Here is a 15895-nt window from a genome sequence, read left to right as displayed (position 1 = left end):
TATGGGACGGAGTACCGTTTTTGATTTGATTGGACCGGTCATGGTGGGGCCCTCCAGTTCACATACTGCAGGGGCGGTGCGGTTAGGTGCTATGGCTAGGAAAATATGTGGAGTTCAACCGCTAGAAGCAGTGTTGGCGCTACATGGTTCCTTTGCGGAGACAGGCAAAGGCCACGGTACAAATCTTGCCTTAATTGCCGGGCTATTGGGGATGCGTACAGACGACGAGAGGATTCCGCAGGCCCAAGACATTGCTGATGCGCAAGGCTTATCCATACACTTTAAGTCAGAAGATCTGGGGGATGTTCATCCCAACACGGTAAAAATCAGTCTGAAGGACGGGGAAGGGCGCGAGGTTGTCGTTATTGGCTCTTCCATCGGTGGTGGACGAGTTAAGATTCAAGGAATCAATGAGTTTAGGGTAGAAATCATGGGTGATTATCATACCTTAGTCGTTCTACAAAATGATCTGCCGGGAGTGGTCGCCCAAGTCACCTCCTTGATTGCCTCGACTCAAATCAATATTGCCCAAATGAGAGTTTCCAGGGAGAAAAAAGGTGCGCATGCTCTGATGGTAATCGAGACAGATCAGGCCATCGACCCAGCTGCTTTAGCTTTGATTAAAAAGCTTCCGGCAGTAAACGAAGCCATGGCTATTGAACCTTTAGAATAAGGAGGGAAGTGCATGCGTTCCACTATGGATTATGTATCCCTTGCCGAGCAAAAAGGGAAGAAGATCGGCGAAATCGTCCTTACCGAGCAAGCCGAGGAGGCAGAAAAAAACCAGGATGAGTTGAGCGGTCGTATGGCTCAAAGCCTTCAAGTCATGAGGGAAGCTGTCCAAAGCGGATTGACCGGAGAAAGAAAATCTTTATCTGGATTGGTGGGCGGCGAAGCTCTTAAAGTAAACCAATGGCGAAGCTCAGGGAGGAGCTTAATCGGGGACCGAGTGAATGGTGCTATCGCCAGAGCCTTAGCTGTAGTTGAGGTCAATGCCAGCATGGGAAAGATTGTTGCCGCTCCCACCGCAGGGTCCTGTGGTGTGTTACCGGCAGTATTGCTGACAGCCGAGGAGGCTCTCCAGTCTTCTGAAGAAGAAGTGGTGATGGCCCTATTTTGTGCCGCGGGGATCGGCATGATCATTGCCGACCGGGCCAATGTCTCGGGAGCTGAAGGTGGATGTCAAGCTGAGATAGGGTCTGCCGCTGGGATGGCAGCCGCAGCAGCCGTTGAGCTGGCGGGAGGAGGTCCTGCTGCATGCGCTCATGCTGCCGCCATAGCTATGAAATCCTTCCTAGGGTTGGTGTGTGATCCAGTGGCCGGCCTTGTGGAGGTGCCGTGTGTCAAGCGTAATGCTACAGCTGCGACGGTTGCTCTTGCAGCAGCAGAGATGGCTTTGGCTGGTATAGAAAGTGCTATTCCTCTTGACGAAGTGATCGATGCCATGAACGAGATCGGCAAAAGTATGCCCTGCTCACTTCGGGAAACGGCTCAAGGGGGATTGGCTATTACTCCCACCGGTCAAAGGATTCAGGCGGATTTCTTATGATCGGCAACCAGGGCAAAATAGTTTTGAATCATCTCCAACGCGCCATGGTGGCAGAAGAAAAGCAGGGCTGCTGCAATACGGGTGTTGTGGGTGGCTTCCATTTGTTTTTAAGGGGTATTCTCAGCCGTTTAGAGCAATTGGAGCATGATGGGGATTTTAGCGTGCTTAAGGATATAACCCATCGCTATAAGGATTGGAGTCCTTTACAACGCCGCCAGGCGCTTGCCCATCTGCGCCGTTTTGTCGAAGAACAAAAGGGCTCGGAATCATCCTCGCAAGTAGACCGAAAACAAGATGTAATAGTGATAACTGTGCCAGTAAAGTCAGCAAAACCTACTGAACGTAGTGAACCTAGTGAATTTACAGAATTTTTTGAGTTGAACCTGGGTCCCCAGAAGAATCCCGGTCAACCGAAACGGATTAGTCGATCACTAAACTCTGAGGCTGCAGATTCACATGACATAGGCTTCCGTGGTGCGGATACACATGAGGCAAACTCACATGGACTGGGCTCACATAGCGTAGACTCTCATAGCCCAGACGCACATGGTAAGGAGAGAACCGCAAAGTCTAATCCCCCACGCTCCTTACAGTATCTGAAGGGGGTAGGACCGGAGCGTGCAAAGCTCCTTGCCCAGCTTGGTTTACATAATGTAAGGGATCTTTTCTTTTATTTTCCTCGCCGCTATGAGGATAGGAGTTTGCGACGGATTGGTGAGCTCAAGGATGGAGATGTTGCGACTATCGCCGGCAAAGTCGTTGCCAGCCAGCTCTCCCGAGGAAAGATTAAGATTGTGAAGCTAAGCATCGAACAAGACGGGCGCTTAATCTACGGGGTTTGGTTTAATCAAACCTTTATTCTTAAGCAGTTTCCCGTGGGCACCTCGGTGATTGTGACGGGAAAGGTACGGTGGCAGCAACGGGTTCCGGAGATTCAAGCCACTGATATTCAAAAGTCCGGGACAGTAAAACTTGCTGAGATCATCCCGGTTTATTCAGAAACCGCTCGACTTTCCTCAAAAGTCCTACGGGGTATCATAGAGGGGGTTATGAATCAGGCCTTAGAGTTATTCCCTGAATTTCTACCGGCTGAGGAGGAGGGCAGATGGTTTTCTCGTACTCAAGCTTATCAAGAGATTCATTTCCCCCAAACCTTTCATAGTCTGGGTCAAGCTCGAGAGCGCTTAGTTTTTGAAGAAGTGCTTTTTTTGCAATTAGCTGTTGCTCGTTTAAGAGCGGGTGTGCAAAAGGATGATAGTCCTCAACTGAAGGGCGGGGAACATCTGGTCAAACGCTTCTATGAGCATCTTCCTTTTGAACTAACCCTTGCGCAAAAACGGGTAATTCAGGAGATCTTTCGTGATATGGCCGAGAGGAAAGGTATGGCGCGCTTGGTCCAAGGGGATGTAGGTTCAGGAAAGACAGCCGTGGCTATGGCGGCTTTACTGATGGCAGTAGGCTCAGGGTATCAGGGTGCCATGATGGCTCCCACTGAAATCTTGGCCTTGCAGCATTATCAATCCCTAGCGGTGGCCTTTAAGCCCCTCGGGGTAAATGTTGTTTGTCTTTTAGGTAGTCAGACGAAGAGCGAACGAGATAAGATTCTCTCGGAAATCGCCTACGGTAAGGCACAGGTCATCGTGGGAACCCATGCCTTAATCCAAGAAAGTGTGCAATTTCATTCTTTGGGATTAGCCATAACTGACGAACAACATCGCTTTGGTGTTAAGCAAAGGACTTCCCTCCAGACTAAAGGGGAGAACCCTCATGTCCTAGTCCTTACAGCGACTCCGATTCCCCGTACTCTGGCCTTAACCCTTTATGGGGATCTCCAGCTTTCGGTTCTTGACGAAATGCCTGCCGGTCGTAAGCCAATCATCACCCGTAAACTCACGGAGCGTGGCAGAACGAGCTTGGAAAAGTTCATGGATGAGCAGATGGACAAGGGAAGGCAGGTCTATGTAGTATGCCCTCTTGTGGAGGAGTCGGAAAGCTTGGACTTGATTTCGGCTACGGAACGCTTTGAGTCCTTGCAGGAACGGTTTCCCCACCGTCAGGTAAGTTTGCTTCATGGTCGCATGAAAGGGGCGCAAAAGGAAGAGATTATGGAGGCCTTTCAGAGAGGGGAGGTCCATATTCTCGTTTCCACTACTGTCATTGAGGTAGGGGTCGACGTGCCAAATGCTACCGTTATGGTGATCGAAGGGGCAGAACGATTTGGTTTAGCTCAACTGCATCAGCTCAGAGGTCGAGTGGGAAGGGGAAGTGAACAGTCCTTTTGTTTCCTCTTATCCGATACGAAAAATAGTCGTCGTCTGGATGTTCTCTGTGAGACCCAGGATGGTTTTAAAATAGCTGAGGAGGACTTAAAGCTTCGGGGAGCAGGTGAGCTATTAGGGACAAGGCAACATGGTCTTATGGAATTGCGTCTGGCGGATTTGTCCAGGGATGGTCGACTGGTGGAACAAGCCTATCAGTTTACGCAAAAGGTTCTCGCCCATCCTGAGCGCTATGCCAGAGTGTGGGAAGCATGTGATCAATTTTTTTCTATAGAAAATGTTGGCCTTCATTAAATTCCAACTTCACCATCAATTGTCGTGAATGATTAGGACAGTCTTAGAAGATAATAAAAGCGAAGTGAAGTAAAACAATTAATCGTTATAGCAGCGATGTAGGTCTGCCGAAAGATTTGCAAAACAAAGAGGAGGGCTTACGCATGGCAGATACCAAACAAACGAATCAACCCGTTTTAAATGCTGCGATGGAGCAATTCAAGTATGAAGTCGCACAGGAAATCGGCATCGCAAATCGTAAGCATAAGAAGACCCCTACTACCTAGATTTGAATATATTTTGGCAATAAGAGAGCGGGATTATCCCGCTCTTTTGTTGCGTACCTGCTGAAGATGTTCGGATTTTCTACCAAATCAGTCTAAAGACTGATTCTTGGTGTACGGCTTAAACGGAATTCCTATTTTTAGGTAAAAATATTACGTCACCAAATAACCATAAATGACTATTTAAAGAAATGTATGGTATCATTGTTTTGAGGGGAGTGAATTTATGGTACTGACTTTATTTATTACAATAAAGGATGATCACGAAAAGAATTATATATTAAACTTGTATCAGGACTATTATGGCCTCGTACGCAAGAGCATTTTTAAGATAACTCATGATAATGGAAATATAGAAGATCTAGTCAACGACACTTTTATTAAACTAATTGAAAAGATCTCTTTAATTCGTACTTTAGAGAGTTGCAAATTAGCCACCTATATTGTCTGTACTGCTAGAAGCGTAGCGATTAACTTTATAAGGCATAGAGATGTAGAGAACAAATATTTATTTTATGGAGAGGAGGAAGATATAGCGGAGGGTATTTCTGACTATAAGGTAGTTGAGGATGGCATTATTCTTGAGGAACAGATAGAAGAGATGAGCAGAGCCATATCAAAGCTATCCGAAAAAGAGAAAGATATATTGTATTTTAAATACATATTAGAAATGGATAATGAACAGCTTGGCAAAATTTTAGGGATAGCACCCGCCAGTGTAAGGCAGTATTTAACAAGAAGTCGACGTAAGGCTAGGCAGCTAATCGCAAAGGAGGTGAACCTGGATGGCAGATAACAGACCGGAACAAAACCGAAAAAAGCTTTATGAGGATTACGAAGACAGCTTGTTCAGGTTGATTTTGGATGAAGCTGCTGATAAAGAAGGAAAGGGTTATTTAGAAGAAATGGAACGCCTAAAAAACGATCCGGAATATTTGCCTTCCCGGGAAGCATTCGGTAAATTTACGCTAGAATTAGATAATTATTATAAAAAAGCTAATACCCCCTTAAGAAAGAGGCGCGTTTCAAGGGTTTTAAATAGAGTAGCTATAGCTATGTTGATTGTAATTGCTCTGTTGTTTAGCACAGTAGCAAGTGTGCAGGCCTTAAGAGCTAGAGTGCTAAACTTTTTTATAAATATTCAACAGGATCATACATCTTTTCAGATAAAGGAAAGTAATAACAGCGCGAGTGAAGGAGCTCCGGTTGTCGACTGGACCAAGGCCTATGTACCAACTTATATACCTGAAGGGTATGAAGTCAAGAACATTTCCAGCAGCAGTCTTGTCAAAACAATTACGTTTACCAATCAGCAGAACTCAATCATATCCTATACGGAATTAAGTGAGGATAGCGCACCTGCGTTAGATACAGAGAATGTTGATAACTTTGAGTCAATCGATATCAACGGACATCAAGGGAACATCATTGTTAAGAATTCTTTAGTTACACTTATTTGGGAAATGGATGGACGCATGTTTTTGATTCAGTCCCAAACTAGTGAAGATATAACAATAAAGATAGCTCAAAACGTAAGGTTTGTAGAATAAAGAATTGGAGAAAGAATAAAAAATATGTTGCAAAAAGCTTCCTTGGTTGTCTCTATTTATGAGAAGAGATCAAGGAGGTTTTTGTTGTTATGAAAAGAATAGTCTGTATGTTTCTCATTGTGTTTGTGACTGCTTTCTCGGTTGTGCCGGTTTACGCGGCTCAGACAAAAATTCCGGAAGAACAAAATGTTGTAACTCCTCAATTCACGTATATCTCCAGTATAATTCCAAGCTTTAAAATTAACTCATCAGGAAAATCGACTTCTTATGGAGGTGCCTCTACTTACAATAGTACACATACAATATACGTAAATATTGAATTACAAAGGTATTCAGGGAGCAATTGGAGTACAATCAAGAGCTGGAGCATATCCGGATCTGGAGGTAATTTAGTTGGAACCGAAAATGATTATTATGTTACTAGGGGAACTTATCGGATATGTGTTACGGCTAAAGTATATGACGCATACAGCAATTTAATGGAAACCCAATCAATTTACTCGTCTGCGATAACATATTAATAATAAGCCGTAACAATACTGGAAACTCTTCGGATCAAATTTGCACATCGTCTTAGGCAATCTTGCGTTAAATATAAAAGGTCCATTACTAAAAATAATGGGCCCTTTTATAGTGATTTATTGATCCAAGATAATCCTTTGACATAAAACATAACCAGCGGGTAAGCCTGGATTAGCAGATAGTTTAAAACCGAATTTTACCGTTTCATTGATGGTTAGAAGCTCAGAATAGTCACGATCAAGAACAACCTTCCACATGGCTTCTTATAATTTATGAGTCAAGCCATAATTTACGGTGCCCATAGGAATCATCTTTAAATTAATTTTTATTAACGTTTGATTTCCTCCCGAAAAGTGTTGCAAAAAATAACTACAGTTGTCTTTTAATTATGAAAGGATGGAAAAAGGCTGTTTTTTAGGTTTTTAAAGGGGGGATATGCTGATAAATATTTTTTAACCAAAGAGAAAATCACATGTTAGCATTAGCATTTGCAACACGAGAATATCCAAGGATCAAAGCTAAATATATACAAAGGAGATGGCATAGTAAGGTTTTGGAAAATAACGAGAAAAACTCTAATTATTCAGTAGCGCTATGAGCTCGAGCATACTGGACAGTTGGGCTTGGGATGGGCTTTTTTGGTAGGCTTCGTCCTGGCACAGAGGTATATCATTTTTCCTTGAAAGCAATGTTTCATAACTATTATGTTATTAGTTTTTGAATAGAAAGGGAGTAATTCGTAATGTTAATATTGTTGAGAAAAAAAGCTACAATGACAATTGTTATGACACTAGTGAGTGTGCTTTTATTGGGTTCCGCAGTTCAGGCTCAAACTCAGCCTACTTTGGCTACTTCGGAAATAATTAATGTATTAAAAGTATCAGATGATGAAAAGGAGCTAAAATACTTTGAAAAGTCAGACTTTGGACTAAAGTATAGCATTTCGGATTCTACTCAAGCCTTAAAATTGGTCGAACAAAAATCAGTTGATGCTATAATAGTAAACGAAAAGGAATTAGGAAATATGGAGGAGCTGTTAAACAAACAGTTCCAACAGCAAGGATATATTCTTATTTACAATGGAGAAGGAACATTGTCTGCTGAAAATGTTTATGATGAACTTGGAATAGATTATGCTAAAACTAAAGAAAATGAGATTGGTTGGAAACAAATTGGCCTAGGTATTTATAATCGCTCTGATGGAGTAAGAGTTATTCACAGCCTTTATAGCAAGGAAGAAAAAGATATTAGCAAAAACGAAAGTGAGCTTAAAGAAGTTCTACTGCAAGATCTAGTAGAAGATCATACAAAGCAGCCAGTTCAAAATTCTTCTACAGAAAGTTTTGCCGCACTCGCAGGTACTCCTACACCATGGAATTTATCAAACACTTATTATGATGCTCCCTACGGCAACGTAACAATCACACGAGATTATACTCCTGTTCGTGTTAATAATAATACAAAAACTGCATGGGCTATTCATTCGTACATCTTGACAGTCCCTGGGAGAAGATTGAATCAAAATGGCGATTCTTCATATAGCTATTATGCCGTAACAGATGACATGACATTTAGAATAGCAAAGCGTAATAGTGATGAAGAAATAAATCAGGCATCACCAAATAGTACATCATCATCTTCAACTGCATCTGTAAGTTTATCATATCCAAGCGCAATATCTGCAAGCTGGACCTTTGCGTCAGCGGGGGTTCAGATTACTCATCAATCTAGCACTCCTACCTATGGGCAATGGTATGAATATTTTACTGGTAATACACGAACCTCATCTTATTCTTCTCAACCAGGAGTTGTAGCAACTAACACCGGCAGTTACTTAGATATTGATTATACTATGTATTTGGATTGGAGTTATAATGCTGATATTTTTATGTCTTTGGCGAAAAACCCATCTGATCATATACCTGATTTTTAATTTTATGTAAAATATTTATATAGAACTCTGTTTGAAAATACTACAAACAGAGTTCTTTTACTCTAAAGCTCAAAGTTACCGTCTCAATTTTTTAACAGGGGGGAAAGAGAATGAAAAGTTTAAGTAAAGATATTTTCATTGCAGTTTTGATTGTACTTTTCTTAAATGGTTGCTCCGCAAATATTAAAAATGCAATTAGGGCTGATGGCTTGAATCTTGGCTATGAGGTTAAAAAAATTAGAGAATTTATAGGTGAAGAAATTATTGAATTGAGGCTAAAAAGTTTAAATATAATTACCAATGCAGATGGCACAATAGCAACTATTATATGGGAGATCATTGTGGACGAGAATGGTAGTAAAAAAATAGTAATTGTTGATGGGATTGACGGACATTATGGTATTTCATACGATGGTACATTTGATATATCGCTATCCGACAGCATTCCCATAGAAAAAGCACTAGACACAATACAAGAATATGGGTTAGGAAATATCTTTCTTGAGAATACCGCGGCTAGTTTCGTGCTAGCAATTAAATCACATCTAAGCAAGGATATGTTATATTCAAATCTTGAACAAGTTTATGTTACAGGAGGTAAAGAAATTCAAAATGGGAATATTAATAGTAATGGATTGTATATGATTGGCTTATACCACCTTAACGATGTAGGAACTGGACGAGAATATTTATTTGAGCTTAATTAAGGATTGCTTAAAACTGAGTAAGAAAAATTGAATTTGCCACGAATATTAGTGGTCCCAATTTTTAAGTAATGGCTTATTTATATGAAGCAAGTCTTATCATGAGACTTGCTTCATCGTGGAGGAAATATGAGAAGTTCAAATAATAATGGTTTGGTTATTATGAATATTGCGTTTATCTGTTTTATTACCTTTGTTGGGTTATTCAACAAATATTTTTTCGAAAGCTACGTAATGAATTTCGGTTACAATGTTGTTACGGATTTTATTTATTATTATAGGCATCAAATTATTGGGTTAATCTTCGGTTTAATTTTAGGGTTAGATCACATAATTGAAGAGAGAAAGAAAACTGGAACTTGGAGAATTAATAGATCTAGAGTGCCTTGGTTATTTATCCCCTTGCTGTTGATTGTAGCATACTACCCAAAGATACAATTGTTGCTTAGCGGTTTCATATGGGATGTTGCAAAATATTCAGCATCATATGTGAGTATTCTTTTAGGATACCTTATTTTTACGGGGTTAGATAAACAGTAACATGAAAGTGTTGATTTGAAGCAGGTAAAGAAATTCATAATGGATATATTTAGTGAAAATGTGTGACTAGCTTACATAATCTGAATGATGCAGGGGTAGGCCGAAAGATATTTATTTAGGTTTAAATCGGTTTTGTTAAAGATTGTGAAAAACGAGTAATAACTGGGCTTGAGCCACAGTTAATGATTTTAAGTGCAAGGAAATAGATATATGTATACTCTACTCTCCAATACTTAGAATATGTGAAAAAAGAGATCAAAAGCCGCTCTTTTTGTAGCAAAAGTAATTAATCGCTATAGCAGCGATGTACGTTTGCCATAAGATTTGTAAAAAAAGCAAGCTTCCTGGACGAGTTGTGCATGTCAAATTTGGCACTGGTGCCAAATTTGACATAAACCTAGGATGTCTCTTTTTAGCTTTAGCGGAAGAGGGGCGGGAAATTAAGCAGGGGTTGTTGTGATACTAATTCATCAAGCGACCTCTGCTTCTTTATTTCATGATGATAGAAAGATATTTAACAACACCTCTTAAACCTTTTCGTCATATAATAATAAACCCAATATTACCCTATAGGATATTTATCCACGATACAAGACAACTGCAATTTAAGGATGTTTTGAGATCATATTTAGTAAGGGGATCATGAAAATGGCAACAGGTATAGCGGTAAGCGCTAGTCGGGTTTACTTTGGCCCAAGCACTAGCTTGTATCCATCCGAAGGAAGTTTTGTAGGTCCGAACGAGACTGTCATCATTGTATGGCAGGAAGGCGCTTGGTACTACATTGAGTACTTCATTGGTACCACAGCGACAAAGAAAAGAATGTATATCCAAACCAGTAAGTTATCCAGCATTAGTGGCAGCGTTATCTCAAGGACTCTGTCGGGCACTGCCAAAACAGCAAGTGCTGCAATTACCTATACTGGTCCGGGAACGGGGTATCAAGCGGCTGGTTCGGTAGGTGCGGAGTCGGTAATTGTCTTTAATGAAGTAAGTGGTAATTTTTCCTTCATCGAGTATAATATCTCCGGCACTCAAAAAAAGCGGGCATATATCGAAACAAAAAGGCTCGCTACCTCAAAAATCATGAAGGATCCTATTAACCCTTCCCTGAATTTTACAGGAAGGAATCATGCGGACTTTAGAGTATCCAGAGGAACCCCGGTGTATGCGATGTGTGATGGGACTTTCAAATTCGCATATATTTGGGGGAAAAGGTCCCAAACCAGCCCCGATTCGTACCTTAGCCTTGGCCGAGGAATAAGATTAACACCTGACTCTGGATGGCAAACAGCGGATGGCAGAACAGCTTCGTATATTCAATATGGTCATCTGTCCAGTCTGAACGGTTATTCCACACCAAGTTATATTGAGAATTGTTATCCTTCCTCATCGGGTACGAATTATACAGAAAATAATGTTGTTATCGCGTATAAGGCTGTCAAATGCGGCGATCTGATTGGTTATAGTGGTAATTCCGGAAATAGCTCGGGACCTCATCTTCATATTCAATTTGTGTAATTTTTTAGAGAGGGCATGTGTGATCTTCATCATACACGCCCTCTCTTTTGGGTCCGCTTAGAAATTGTTATTGCATATACATCTGATATTCTTCGGCACTAATGCCGGGATGAAGACTCATGCCTAAAGCTCCAGCGATAATACGCGCGGTGGTCTGAATAAGGGAGTCGACCTCCTTAGGAGTGACCATAAGATTGTTATGATAAGGATACAAGGCCTTTTCTAAAATCTCTTCAAAGACTTTGGGGCTGAATTCCTTGTAGAGACGAAAGAGGGCTGGGCTGGTTTTTAACTCATCCAATAAGGATTCAAGACAGTTGTTGGCAATAATAGCGGCATTCATAACTGTGGGAAGACCGATGGCGATCACTCGGCAACCCAGTGTTTCTTCGGTGATTCCGGTGCGTCGATTCCCCACTCCAGATCCCGGTGAGATTCCTGTGTCGGAGATTTGAATGCTTGTGCCGATGCGTTCTAGAGAGCCGGCAGCTAAGGCATCGATAGCTATGACGAGATCCGGCTTAACATGCTCAGCAATGCCGCGGATGATTTCTGCAGTTTCGATACCGGTTATTCCTAATACACCGGGGGCGATGGCACTGACTTTACGCAGCTTACCCTGCAGCTCAACGGGAGTATAGTTGAACAGGTGGCGTGTCACTAAGCTTTTATCAATGACCTGAGGACCAAGAGCATCAGGAGTCGCATTCCAGTTGCCCAATCCGACAAGGAGAATACTGGCGTCTTCGGATAAGCTCATCAATCCAGTCAGCTCATCGGAGAGAGTCTTGGTGATATCTTGATGGGTCAAATAATTATTATCATGTACTTCTGGGACATCGATGGTGATATAGGTTCCTTGAGGGCGCCCCATTTCCTGGACACCTTGCTCATTTAAGATCTTAATCGTGGTCACCGTGGCATGATCGAGGTTCTCTACCTCCATACTCACCCCGGGGATTTCAGTATTGGCATCTCCTCTTAATAATTCATGGGCTTCAACTGCCAGATCAATATTCACATTAAAGGCGCGCAAAAGATCTGCTTTTTTCAAGGGATTAGACCTCCTTAATATACCAGCTTTAGATGCGTCAAAAAAAATCACTGGCCCTCGCGACCAGTGACCAAGTGAAAAACGAAAGGAAGAACTGGATGGGGGAAGGTCTCGATGAGAAATTTTCGATGACCAATTTTAGTATTCTCTGCAAAAAAACTTTTATTCAAGAAATTTAGGGAAGAATTTTGAAGATTGTGTTATACTTATGCTGATATAAAATAGAGATTTGCTGAAGTAAAATAGATGGCATCAGCACTAGCCCACTCAAAGGTCGTGAAATTTGATGCGAATTATTGCTGGGGATTATCGCGGACAGCGTCTAAAAGCTGTACCAGGGATAAACACTCGTCCTACCGCGGATAAGATTAAAGGAGCCATTTTTAATGTACTACGAGAAAAAGTTCCTGAGGCCAGAGTATTGGATATGTTCTCAGGTACAGGGAATTTAGCTCTTGAAGCCTTGTCGCGAGGGGCGAAAGAAGCAATACTTACTGAAAAGAATCGAATCGCTCAACAGGTGATTCAAGAGAATATTGAACATTTGGGTGTGCAGAATGCCAAGCTTATGGAGATGGATGCCTTTGACTTTCTGGCGCGGCATCAAGAAGAGATTTTTGACCTTATATTTATTGACCCGCCCTATCATTTGGGCCTTGCCGAAAAGTCCTTAAAGCACTTGCTCAATCCATGCCGACTTACATATTCCGGAGTCATTATTGTCGAAACAGCGAAGGATGAAAGCCTTGGGAATGTAGCTCCCTTTGAGATTAGGAAAACGGGAGAATACGGAGATACAAAGATTTGGTATCTGCAAAGAATGGATTAAAAGATTGGAGAGGATCCTCTTGGAAAATGAAGTATTAGCACTACTCGATGAATTAGAAGAGATTGTGGATCGTGGAACCAAGATCCCCATGACAGGGAAAGTTTTAGTGGATGATAATGTGATTTTTGACTTACTCGATCGGGTGAGAACAGCGCTTCCCGAGGAGCTCCAAAATGCTAAATGGGTGCTGGCAGAACGACAAAAGATTATGGATGAAGCGCAAGCAGAAGCCGGACGTTTGGTCGAGCGGGGCAAAAGCTACATCGAAAAAATGGCTGAAGAGAGCGAGGTCGTGAAGCAAGCGCAGGGTTATGCAGAAGATATTGCCCGCCAAGCCCAGGCTTATGCTAAAGAGGTAAAATTGGGAGCGATCCAGTACACAGATGAGATGTTGCTCCAAGTAGAGCAAAGTGTTGCAGAAACCTTGCAGTCTGTACGCCGCAATCGAGAAGATCTGCGGAATTTAGCCAAACGAGATCAGCGAGAAAAGTCAAGCGATAAAGGAAACACGCAGCAAGTGGAGTCCTAGAGGCTTTAACAATGGACAAACAAGCGAGCCGAAAGAATAGGGGATACCTCCGGGTACCCCTTAGTAGCACATTGTATTGTGATTTTAATTACAAGTCCTATACTTCACTTTTGTGCTTTGCTATACTTCGCTTTTCGTGATACGATCGGTAGTTATTTGCGGGAGAAGAAAGCTCGCATCCAAAAGCTTAGTCCTAAGAAAATAAGCATGGTAGCACAGAAGAACCATGAACTCAGGCGCCAGGTTTCCATAAGACTAAATGGGCCAGGCTTGAGCTGGAGAGCGAAGACGGGGAATTTCATAAGGCTTAGAATAATTTGGCTGAGAACTAGGGCGAATATCATGTGAAGTCCCCTCCCCACCACAAAGGGAAGTAGGCGCAAATCTGTGGTACTGGTGAAGCTGGCAACTTGGGCAAAGGAGGAAAGCCCCCCCCAGCCTAAGGCTGCGGCTAGGAATCCAATCTGGAGATGAAGGCTGGAAAAGGTGTCAATGACCGACCGACAGCCTAAGGTTGTTTCAAGGAAAGCGGTCATTAGGGTAGAGACGGCTTGAATCGTAATCAACCCACCTGTGAGTCGAGATAAAAGACTGCCTAGGATCTGGGTGACATGAATAGATTCCAACAAATTGACCAATACAGAGAAAAAGACGATGAAGCCACCTACCAAGAGAAGGGTATTGATACCCTGTCGAACGGCATCGCCAAGCTGTTGGGCAAATGGCCGCGGGTCTTGTCTCTGAGCATCCTGTAGCTCTTGGAAGGCTTTACGTAGAGAAGGCGAGGAAGGAGGATAATTTATAGACTCACTAGACCGATAAAAACGGAAAAGGATTCCGACAAGGAGATTCCCTAGATAAACGGACCCGACAAGGACGATGCCAAGCTCAGGCCTTAACAACATGCTGGAAGCGACCGCCCCGAACATGAATCCTGGGCTGGGATTGCAGGTGAAGGCTAAGAGTCGTTCTCCTTCTACGCGGGTAAGAAGCTTTTTTTCGCGTAGCCTGGTGGTCAGTACAGCACCAATCGGGATGCCTGAGGTATAGCTCATGGCCACCACAAAGGAAGCTTGACCCGGGAGACGGAAGATAGGGCGCATTAAGGGCTCTACTAATACTCCCATAAAGTGAACAAAGCCTGAGGCAAGTAAGAGCTCCGAAAGGATGAAAAATGGCAAAAGCGCCGGTAGTACATAGCGCCACCATAGGGAAAGGCCGTCCGCAGCCGCTCGAACAACCTCTTGGGGAAAATAAAACATGACTATACCTAAGAGAAAAAATGGGATAATGCGAAAGATAGCTGCCATATCTCACCCGTCCTTCCACATAAATATATATGGAGAAAGAGTGCTGGCTAGAAGAGTTTTGGTGGTCAGGAGGGCGAATCATGAAAAGAGGATTGGTTCTGGGATCAGGCGGAGCGCGGGGTCTGGCTCATCTGGGTTTTTTGCAGGTGCTCGAAGAAGAACAGGTCGAGGTCGATTGTATCGTGGGCTGCAGCATCGGAGCTGTTTTTGGTGCACTCTGGGCGGCGGGGGTTGACCTTTATCGCTTGGAACGCTTGATTACCTACCAAGGATTTAGCAAACGGCTCATTGATTTTTCCGTTTCCAGAGACGGCTTTGTCAAAGGAGAGAAGTTCTTAGAAGCTATGCGACTTCTCACTAAGGATTTAACCTTTGCTGAACTACGTACACCCTTAGCTATTGTGGCAACGGATATTGAAACAGGGGAAAGGGTTGTTTTTAGAGAAGGTAGCGTGGCCCACGCAGTTCGAGCTAGCGTTTCCATACCCGGCGTATTTAAGCCCTATTGTTATCAAGGTCGTACCCTCGTGGATGGGGCGGTTAAAAATCGTCTGCCTATCATGGTAGCAAAGGGATTGGGCGCGGAAAGAATTTTAGCAGTGGATGTGAAAAAAGGATTATCAGCCAAGCTCAACACGGCTATGGATGTGATGATGCAATCGTTAGAGATACTGGAAGAAGAAGTCTTTCGGACTCAAAAGGATCACGCTGATTTGCTTGTTCAACCTGAGGTAGGACATATTGGTGTCTTACAATTTGATCAGGCTGTAGAAGCCATTGCTTTGGGGAGGACTGCAGCGAAGTCTAAACTTTCCGACATTATTCGCATTTTTGGTTAAGACTTGAAATGTCGATGATTTGTGTTAAACTTAAAAAGTGTTTTCCATGCAGCGACATAGAAAACTAGCTTGCTTTGCAAGTCTACTAAGCTTCAGAGGAAGTGAAGCTCCACTGAAGTAAGTATCCTTTATCGTGTGAAGAGAGAGAAAAATTCACACGTATTTGTGTTATTTCCTTA

The 15895-nt window shown here is 42.6% G+C and carries 17 protein-coding genes; 14 read left to right on the top strand and 3 right to left on the bottom strand.

The window, feature by feature from the left end:
- Window position 1: 1 nt before the first annotated feature.
- From sdaAB to AAC978_RS03050, 7 genes are all read left to right on the top strand, one after another.
- The gene (gene sdaAB, locus AAC978_RS03080) at window positions 2–673 is read left to right on the top strand and encodes an L-serine ammonia-lyase, iron-sulfur-dependent subunit beta (protein WP_341546502.1); all 672 of its coding nucleotides are present in this window, start codon (window positions 2–4) and stop codon (window positions 671–673) included.
- A gap of 12 nt (window positions 674–685) precedes the next feature.
- Window positions 686–1549 (top strand): L-serine ammonia-lyase, iron-sulfur-dependent, subunit alpha, encoded by an 864-nt coding sequence (gene sdaAA / locus AAC978_RS03075; RefSeq protein ID WP_341546501.1) that lies wholly within the window; start codon window positions 686–688, stop codon window positions 1547–1549.
- Window positions 1546–4122, top strand: a complete 2577-nt coding sequence (gene recG, locus AAC978_RS03070) for an ATP-dependent DNA helicase RecG (RefSeq protein ID WP_341546500.1) — start codon at window positions 1546–1548, stop codon at window positions 4120–4122. The genes sdaAA and recG overlap by 4 nt, the downstream gene beginning before the upstream one ends.
- 143 nt (window positions 4123–4265) lie before the next feature.
- On the top strand, window positions 4266–4388 hold the full coding sequence (locus AAC978_RS03065) for a small, acid-soluble spore protein, alpha/beta type (protein WP_341546499.1): 123 nt from the start codon (window positions 4266–4268) through the stop codon (window positions 4386–4388).
- 223 nt (window positions 4389–4611) lie between these two features.
- Complete coding sequence (locus AAC978_RS03060; protein WP_341546498.1) at window positions 4612–5181, top strand: RNA polymerase sigma factor; 570 nt, start codon at window positions 4612–4614, stop codon at window positions 5179–5181.
- Window positions 5171–5935, top strand: a complete 765-nt coding sequence (locus AAC978_RS03055) for a DUF4367 domain-containing protein (RefSeq protein WP_341546497.1) — start codon at window positions 5171–5173, stop codon at window positions 5933–5935. The genes AAC978_RS03060 and AAC978_RS03055 overlap by 11 nt, the downstream gene beginning before the upstream one ends.
- An 89-nt stretch (window positions 5936–6024) precedes the next feature.
- Window positions 6025–6456 carry a hypothetical protein gene (locus tag AAC978_RS03050; RefSeq protein ID WP_341546496.1) on the top strand — a complete coding sequence of 144 codons (432 nt, stop codon included), beginning with the start codon at window positions 6025–6027 and terminating at the stop codon, window positions 6454–6456.
- Between the two features lie 117 nt (window positions 6457–6573).
- Here the strand turns inward: AAC978_RS03050 and AAC978_RS03045 are convergent, their stop codons facing one another.
- Window positions 6574–6714 (bottom strand): hypothetical protein, encoded by a 141-nt coding sequence (locus AAC978_RS03045; RefSeq protein WP_341546495.1) that lies wholly within the window; start codon window positions 6712–6714, stop codon window positions 6574–6576.
- A 485-nt stretch (window positions 6715–7199) separates the two neighbouring features.
- Here AAC978_RS03045 and AAC978_RS03040 point away from each other — a divergent pair, with 485 nt between their 5' ends.
- From AAC978_RS03040 to AAC978_RS03025, 4 genes are all read left to right on the top strand, one after another.
- The gene (locus AAC978_RS03040) at window positions 7200–8390 is read left to right on the top strand and encodes a hypothetical protein (protein ID WP_341546494.1); all 1191 of its coding nucleotides are present in this window, start codon (window positions 7200–7202) and stop codon (window positions 8388–8390) included.
- 110 nt (window positions 8391–8500) lie between these two features.
- Window positions 8501–9097 carry a hypothetical protein gene (locus AAC978_RS03035; RefSeq protein ID WP_341546493.1) on the top strand — a complete coding sequence of 199 codons (597 nt, stop codon included), beginning with the start codon at window positions 8501–8503 and terminating at the stop codon, window positions 9095–9097.
- Window positions 9098–9223: 126 nt separating this feature from the next.
- Entirely contained in the window at window positions 9224–9634 is a 411-nt protein-coding gene (locus tag AAC978_RS03030) for a hypothetical protein (protein ID WP_341546492.1), read from the top strand.
- A 648-nt stretch (window positions 9635–10282) separates the two neighbouring features.
- On the top strand, window positions 10283–11155 hold the full coding sequence (locus tag AAC978_RS03025) for a M23 family metallopeptidase (protein ID WP_341546491.1): 873 nt from the start codon (window positions 10283–10285) through the stop codon (window positions 11153–11155).
- Window positions 11156–11222: 67 nt separating this feature from the next.
- On the opposite strand, the gene gpr is transcribed toward AAC978_RS03025, so the two are convergent.
- Window positions 11223–12209 (bottom strand): GPR endopeptidase, encoded by a 987-nt coding sequence (gene gpr, locus AAC978_RS03020; protein WP_341546490.1) that lies wholly within the window; start codon window positions 12207–12209, stop codon window positions 11223–11225.
- 286 nt (window positions 12210–12495) lie between these two features.
- On the opposite strand from gpr, the gene rsmD reads away from it, so the two are divergent.
- Together rsmD and AAC978_RS03010 are read left to right on the top strand one after the other, a co-directional pair.
- Complete coding sequence (gene rsmD / locus AAC978_RS03015) at window positions 12496–13038, top strand: 16S rRNA (guanine(966)-N(2))-methyltransferase RsmD (protein ID WP_341546489.1); 543 nt, start codon at window positions 12496–12498, stop codon at window positions 13036–13038.
- Between the two features lie 19 nt (window positions 13039–13057).
- Window positions 13058–13567: an ATPase gene (locus AAC978_RS03010; protein ID WP_445900275.1), complete on the top strand. Its 510-nt coding sequence runs from the start codon at window positions 13058–13060 to the stop codon at window positions 13565–13567.
- Between the two features lie 152 nt (window positions 13568–13719).
- On the opposite strand, the gene AAC978_RS03005 is transcribed toward AAC978_RS03010, so the two are convergent.
- Window positions 13720–14877 carry a nucleoside recognition domain-containing protein gene (locus AAC978_RS03005; RefSeq protein WP_341546488.1) on the bottom strand — a complete coding sequence of 386 codons (1158 nt, stop codon included), beginning with the start codon at window positions 14875–14877 and terminating at the stop codon, window positions 13720–13722.
- A gap of 80 nt (window positions 14878–14957) precedes the next feature.
- Here AAC978_RS03005 and AAC978_RS03000 point away from each other — a divergent pair, with 80 nt between their 5' ends.
- Window positions 14958–15716 carry a patatin-like phospholipase family protein gene (locus AAC978_RS03000; RefSeq protein WP_341546487.1) on the top strand — a complete coding sequence of 253 codons (759 nt, stop codon included), beginning with the start codon at window positions 14958–14960 and terminating at the stop codon, window positions 15714–15716.
- Window positions 15717–15895 lie beyond the last annotated feature (179 nt).

The sequence above is a fragment of the Desulfitobacterium sp. THU1 genome (genome assembly GCF_038181555.1).
GTDB lineage: Bacteria > Bacillota > Desulfitobacteriia > Desulfitobacteriales > Desulfitobacteriaceae > Desulfitobacterium.
The sequence above is the reverse complement of the archived record's forward strand: the minus strand, read 5'-3'. Positions and strand labels throughout refer to the sequence as shown.

Bases quoted from the DNA above. Each gene is read 5' to 3' on its own strand.
- AAC978_RS03040 (WP_341546494.1), top strand. From the start codon at position 7,200: ATGTTAATATTGTTGAGAAAAAAAGCTACAATGACAATTGTTATGACA.
- recG (WP_341546500.1), top strand. From the start codon at position 1,546: ATGATCGGCAACCAGGGCAAAATAGTTTTGAATCATCTCCAACGCGCC.
- AAC978_RS03045 (WP_341546495.1), bottom strand. From the start codon at position 6,714: ATGTGGAAGGTTGTTCTTGATCGTGACTATTCTGAGCTTCTAACCATC.
- sdaAA (WP_341546501.1), top strand. From the start codon at position 686: ATGCGTTCCACTATGGATTATGTATCCCTTGCCGAGCAAAAAGGGAAG.
- AAC978_RS03005 (WP_341546488.1), bottom strand. From the start codon at position 14,877: ATGGCAGCTATCTTTCGCATTATCCCATTTTTTCTCTTAGGTATAGTC.
- AAC978_RS03000 (WP_341546487.1), top strand. From the start codon at position 14,958: ATGAAAAGAGGATTGGTTCTGGGATCAGGCGGAGCGCGGGGTCTGGCT.
- rsmD (WP_341546489.1), top strand. From the start codon at position 12,496: ATGCGAATTATTGCTGGGGATTATCGCGGACAGCGTCTAAAAGCTGTA.
- AAC978_RS03055 (WP_341546497.1), top strand. From the start codon at position 5,171: ATGGCAGATAACAGACCGGAACAAAACCGAAAAAAGCTTTATGAGGAT.
- AAC978_RS03030 (WP_341546492.1), top strand. From the start codon at position 9,224: ATGAGAAGTTCAAATAATAATGGTTTGGTTATTATGAATATTGCGTTT.
- AAC978_RS03065 (WP_341546499.1), top strand. From the start codon at position 4,266: ATGGCAGATACCAAACAAACGAATCAACCCGTTTTAAATGCTGCGATG.
- AAC978_RS03060 (WP_341546498.1), top strand. From the start codon at position 4,612: ATGGTACTGACTTTATTTATTACAATAAAGGATGATCACGAAAAGAAT.
- AAC978_RS03025 (WP_341546491.1), top strand. From the start codon at position 10,283: ATGGCAACAGGTATAGCGGTAAGCGCTAGTCGGGTTTACTTTGGCCCA.
- sdaAB (WP_341546502.1), top strand. From the start codon at position 2: ATGGGACGGAGTACCGTTTTTGATTTGATTGGACCGGTCATGGTGGGG.
- AAC978_RS03050 (WP_341546496.1), top strand. From the start codon at position 6,025: ATGAAAAGAATAGTCTGTATGTTTCTCATTGTGTTTGTGACTGCTTTC.
- AAC978_RS03035 (WP_341546493.1), top strand. From the start codon at position 8,501: ATGAAAAGTTTAAGTAAAGATATTTTCATTGCAGTTTTGATTGTACTT.